Origin of the sequence: Micromonospora sicca (genome assembly GCF_003172935.1) — a bacterium.
GTDB lineage: Bacteria > Actinomycetota > Actinomycetes > Mycobacteriales > Micromonosporaceae > Micromonospora > Micromonospora sicca.
Window position 1 is genome coordinate 1 of record NZ_QGKS01000467.1, and the last position, 5,191, is coordinate 5,191.

At 62.4% G+C, this 5,191-nt stretch carries 4 protein-coding genes; all 4 read right to left on the reverse strand.

The annotated features are described in order from the left end of the window. Window positions 1-1,436 precede the first annotated feature (1,436 nt). The 4 genes from DKT69_RS34535 to DKT69_RS38015 all read right to left on the reverse strand — a co-directional run bounded on the left by DKT69_RS34535 (window position 1,437) and on the right by DKT69_RS38015 (window position 5,028). Entirely contained in the window at window positions 1,437-2,591 is a 1,155-nt protein-coding gene (locus DKT69_RS34535; protein WP_146231288.1) for a phage portal protein, read from the reverse strand. A gap of 64 nt (window positions 2,592-2,655) precedes the next feature. Then, window positions 2,656-3,843, reverse strand: a complete 1,188-nt coding sequence (locus DKT69_RS34540) for a phage major capsid protein (RefSeq protein WP_161558007.1) — start codon at window positions 3,841-3,843, stop codon at window positions 2,656-2,658. Between the two features lie 272 nt (window positions 3,844-4,115). After that, window positions 4,116-4,286 carry a hypothetical protein gene (locus DKT69_RS38725; protein ID WP_161558008.1) on the reverse strand — a complete coding sequence of 57 codons (171 nt, stop codon included), beginning with the start codon at window positions 4,284-4,286 and terminating at the stop codon, window positions 4,116-4,118. A gap of 520 nt (window positions 4,287-4,806) precedes the next feature. Continuing rightward, complete coding sequence (locus DKT69_RS38015) at window positions 4,807-5,028, reverse strand: hypothetical protein (protein WP_146231289.1); 222 nt, start codon at window positions 5,026-5,028, stop codon at window positions 4,807-4,809. Window positions 5,029-5,191 lie beyond the last annotated feature (163 nt).

Sequence of the window (5,191 nt, forward strand, 5' to 3'; positions counted from 1 at the left end):
CTGGTTGCCGACCCCCACCCGGTGGCCCGGGTTGTGTCCGCATGGCCCGCCGTGGCGTTGCTGCTCACCGTTGAGGTACTGGCCCGTTCCGGGAAGGGGCTGGAGGTTCCGGCGGAACCTGTTGCCCAGCAAGCCATAGCGGCCCCTGAGGGCCCGGAAGTAGCCGCACCTTCCGGGTGCGCGGAGGAATCCGCGGAGGGGCCCAGCAAGCCTCACAGCGGGCCGGATAGCCCGGAACCTGAGCAGCCCGGCCGGAAGCGTCGCCCGGTGGCGGAAACCCGCCGCCTGGCCCTCGGGATGCTGGCGGAACCTGGCACCACCCGGGAGGCCGTAGCGGCCGCCCTCGGCATCTCTGATCGGAGGTTGCGAACGGTGCTCAACGGTCCCGTTGCCGCGTAGGGGTACGGTGCGCGCCATGGGTGCTCTTAAGCCGTGGCACATCGCCACGCTGTGTTGTCTCGCCTCGTCAGCCGTGCTCGTCGGCGGTCTGGTCTGGCTCCTAGTTAAGAGGGCCAACCGCCGGTAGCGCGGGAGGGTTGCACAGCACAGGAGGTTTACGCAGTGAGAGTCGTACAGGACTCCGCCAACGTCTTTGTCACCTACGTTGATCCCCCGGTTACGCCCGTCCGCCTGGCGGAGCTAGCCGCCCAGCTTCCGCCGGAGGCTGTCTGTACCGAGGTTGTGCTACACCCTGACGGAATCCTGTTCGCCACGTTTGAGACTGGCCAGGTAGCCGCCACCGACTGAGGCGGCAGGGGAGGGGCGGCCCATACCGCCCCTCCCTCACGGCGCTACCTAAGCAGCAGGGCGAGTAGCCCGCTCAGGGCAGCGAGCACAGCCGCTACCCCGCTGAGCACGCCCGGTGCCGTCTTGAGGTAGTCCAGGATCACGGAGTGCGGATTCCGTGTCCCGTTGTCGTCCTGCTCGTTTGTTGCTACGGTCGGCACGCTGACTCCTTGTCTGAAACCGAGGCACGGTGGAGTAACAACGGAGTCGCCAGCGACGCCCGGTCTAGCCACCGGGCGTTCGCTCTTTCCGCCCCCCTGTAGGGAGGGTTCGTGCGACGACGTCGTTACCGCGATCAATTGCAGCCGCCGGGCGTCCTCGGGTCAAGCGGAGGCCATCCGTCGGCGTGTCGGTGCTTGCAACCGACCAGAGTCGGTGCTTGCTTCTATCCCAACGGTCGGCTTCCTGATGGGTTACCTCGGTCGGGCACATCGACGGTAAGCCACGGAGCGTGCCGTTCAAAGCCAACCTCCCGAACTTACGTACGACTGCACCTTAAACGCCGGGGCAAAGCTGGACACTTACCGCCTATCGGTCAGGCAAGCTACCCCTCATGCCAGCCTGTCGCCTCGAAAAAGGTCCATCCTGTGGACGGGTGCGACTGCATTTATCGCGTCAACGCGATCACCCGGGAGCGCCGGTGCCCGTCCTCATGCATCAGAGCCAGCCGGGTTGCTGTTACGCCCGTAGGTCTGCCCCTTGCCGTCCGGCAGCGGCTCGCGGTCCTCAAGGGCCCGCACCTCATCCACCGACAGGAAACCCGCCTCAATGCCGGTGCGGTAAGCCTGGTAACGCTCAGCCGTCTTTACGCGCATCCTCGCGTTAGCGTTGAAACGCAAGCTCTGACCAGCCGGCAGGATGGCGGAGAAAGCCTGCTCAATCCGAACCAGCCACGGCATCAACGTTTGAGTGACAAACCAATTGTGTTGCTCCTCAACACCACTACCCCATGAGCTAGCCGTTGTCGGGTCGAGCATGTAAGCGGGCACCCGGAAGATTCCAGCGATAGCCAGACGGTTAAACCGCTGAGTCTCCAAAAACTGTGCCTGTTCCGGGGTAACGCTAATCTGTTTCCAGGTAGACCCACCCGTAAGAACGCCGACACCGTGACTGTTCTTGATGCCCGCGTGATTCTTGCGCATCATTCGGGCCAAGATGGCAACCTCACCCGGCTTGGGGGTGCCGGGGTGTTCAATGACGCCGGTAAGCGTGGTGCCCTGGCTAAAGAACCGTGCGCCGTATTCCTCGGTAGCCAACCCGGCACCAATGGTCTGCCGGGCATTCTCAAGCGGAGACAGACCACGGAGGCTGTTTGCCTGAGCAAACCCCTTAACGTGGATAACGTCCCGGTCAAACAGGGTTACGTCAGCAACCTTGTAAAGAACGCCGCTGCCATCCTCGGTCAGCTCAACCCGCACGGTGCGGGGGTCGAGCGGCACCAGGGCAACAACCTTCCCCCCACCGTTCCGGTAGACACGCACAAAAGCGTTGCCGTCCGTCAGAAGTGACGTCATCACTTTCTGCCAGAAGTCAAACGGCGTATCAAACGGGTTGGGCTTACTCAGCCACACCGGCCCGGGGGCCGGCTTCCTGGTTTCACCAATGGTCCGCACGGCGTCAACGGGCAGAGCTGCCACGGCGTCAGCAATCAACGAAACACAGGTGTAAACGGCAGACAGGGAAAGTGCGGAATCCTGGCTGACGTTGGCCCCGGCCCACGTAGGTACGTTTGCGAAAGCCTCAGCAATTCCGCTGGTCGGGGCTGGTGCCGCCCGACGTTCCATCATTCGATCCCAGAAACCCAATGGGTCACCTCCTTACGCAAAGAGGGCCCGACCCCAAAAGGGGCCGGGCCACTACGCGGGTTGATTACTTGACGCCCGTAACGCGGACAACAGCCGCCGGGTTGGGCACCAGAATGTCAGCGCGCATCTTCGCGGTAACGAGGGTTTCGTCAGTCGCGCCGTAGACATACGGGTTGACATCAAATACCGCGTCCTCACGGACCACGGCGTAAACCTCGGAAGGCACGTAGACGTAAATGCTGTTACACACGGCACCCGAGGTGCCCTCAACCTCGTTGAGGGCCAGGTTGCCGGACAGGAACACCGGCCGACCAAACAGCGACCGGGAAACGCCGTTAGACGCGCTGCCGGCGCTGTCCTGAATCAGCGACTTGTTAGAACCAGACGCCTCCTTAAGCTTCAGGATGGCGCGCCAGGTACGCGGCGGCATAACGATAACCGCGCTTTCGTCGTCAGCGTTGGCCTCCGCCAGCAGGCCCAGGGCGTCCGCGATCGGGTCGAGGTTGCTAAGAACGGCACCGTTAGCGACAACCGGGAAGGTGCCGATACCGGCAACGCTCTTGAGGCCACGGAGGGCCGGCGCGGTGCCGTTACCCTCAAACGCGGAAAGGTCGTAGGCCAGACCAACCGAACGGATAAGGCTCCGGGAAAGCTGGTCCAGGGCGGCCGGCTTGCTGTCCGCCAGAATCTCATTCGGAACCCGGGTGCCCTGGGCAAACTTACGCGGAACGGCGGTAAGAGCCTCCGCGTTCGGGTCCGACAGTGGAATGGTGCCAGCCTCGGCGATAGCACCGGCGGTGCCGTCGCTGGTCATGTGCGGGATAACGATGCTGTCCCCGCTGGTCCGAATGACGTTGACGCCAGACCGGATGATGACGCTGGACTTAGCCAGGAAATCGAGCACATACCCGGCCTGCTCGGCCGGGGTGAACACCGCACCCATGCCCGACGCGCCAGTCAGGGCCCGCACCTCAGCGGAGAGCAGGTCACCAGCGCGCACCTCGGTACGGGCACCGGGCAGGCCAACCGGGTTAGCGGCAATCGCGGAACGCTGCTCAGCCTCAACGGCAGCGCGCGTCTCAACGGTGGCCGGCGCAACCTCGGTACGCTGCTCAGCGTCAGCCGGGGCCAGGGTGTCAATCGCGGCGTTACGCGCCTCAACCGACAGGGCCGGGTTATCGGCAATCTGAATCAGGTTGTTAACCAGCTTCGCGCGCTTGGCGTGCAGGGCAACATTATCCAGGGCAGTCAAAACAGATTCTCCAATCAACAAAAAAGCCGCCCCCGAATGGGACGGCTAAAGGTCTGAGTTGCTTATTCAGTTGTTGGTTGAATTGTCTATTCAGTTGTTGCGCTTGCCCTTGGGCTTGTGGTTCGGGTCCCATTCCAGGAACACACCCCGGCCGCTACGGTTCGCACACGTAACCGAGCAAACGCCGCCGCGTACGTACGGGGCCCAATCCCGCTTGCTAAACGGCTTAAAGCAGTACGCGCACGTCACTTCCCATGAGGAACGGTCAGCGTTCACTTGCCGTCCAGCGCGTCAATCGCGGCACACGCGATCAGCGCGTAGACCCGGGCCCAAGCAGACTTGCCAGCGTCAAGGCACTTCTCAGTCCGCTGGTAAAACTCATCCGCCATAACGTCCAGGTCGTCAGCGTCAAGCTCACGGAACGCGGTAACAAGGTTTTCCATGTGTAATCACTCCCTTCTTAAGGGCAAACAAAAAGGGGGCCCGGCCGTAGCCGGACCCCCTCGTTTCCCAAACCGTGGTTCTTCCCACTTATTACGTTTTATTCGGCGCGTGGTCCCTCATACGACCAGCCATCCGGGAAAGCTGCCAGGAAGTCCAGCAACTCAGGGGTAGCCCGCAGAGCACCCCGCGTACGCAAACCGTGAGCAGCCCGCTTCCGGCGGGTTTTGATACCCGCGTGCCGCAGCTTCCGAAGGTCGTTATCCCGGATGTCTTGGCACGCCGTGGAGCAGATTTCTTGAGGCCGTCCCCGCTTAGCCTGCCCGCCGTCAAACTTCCGGGTGCAGACGATGCAATCCCGGTACCGCTGGTTCCGGTTCCTGGACCGTCGCCACTCCTGCCGACGCTGCTCTAGAACAGCCTCACGGACCCTCAGAGCCTCAAGCCAGTCCGTGCAATCGTCCCCGTCCAACGCGTGCCCGACCCTGTGAATCGAGCACCAGCGATAATCCTTAACCGTGGTCACTTGTCCCCCCATTCGGCAAGGAATCGCTCAAGGTCATCCAGCCCGTCCCCCTGGTCCTGCTCGACCACGGTCGGGCCGGCAGGCTTGGCATCCTTACCGGCACGGCTACGTGCCTTCCGTTCGGCAGCAGCCTTCCGTTGGCATTCCGTCTTATCGCAGTAGAAACGGTTGCCCTTGACGGGGCTACGGCATGCCCGGCATTTCTTGAAGTTGTGCAATCTCTAAGCCTCCTTGCTTACTGAAACGTGACAGGGAATGTCACGGAATGGTCACGGTGTTTGTCACGCTGGTTCGTGCGTTTCCGCAGGTCAAGCCGCGGTTTCATGTAAACGTGACCGGGAATGGTCACGAAGTCACGCGCACAAAAACGGGCCTAAGACA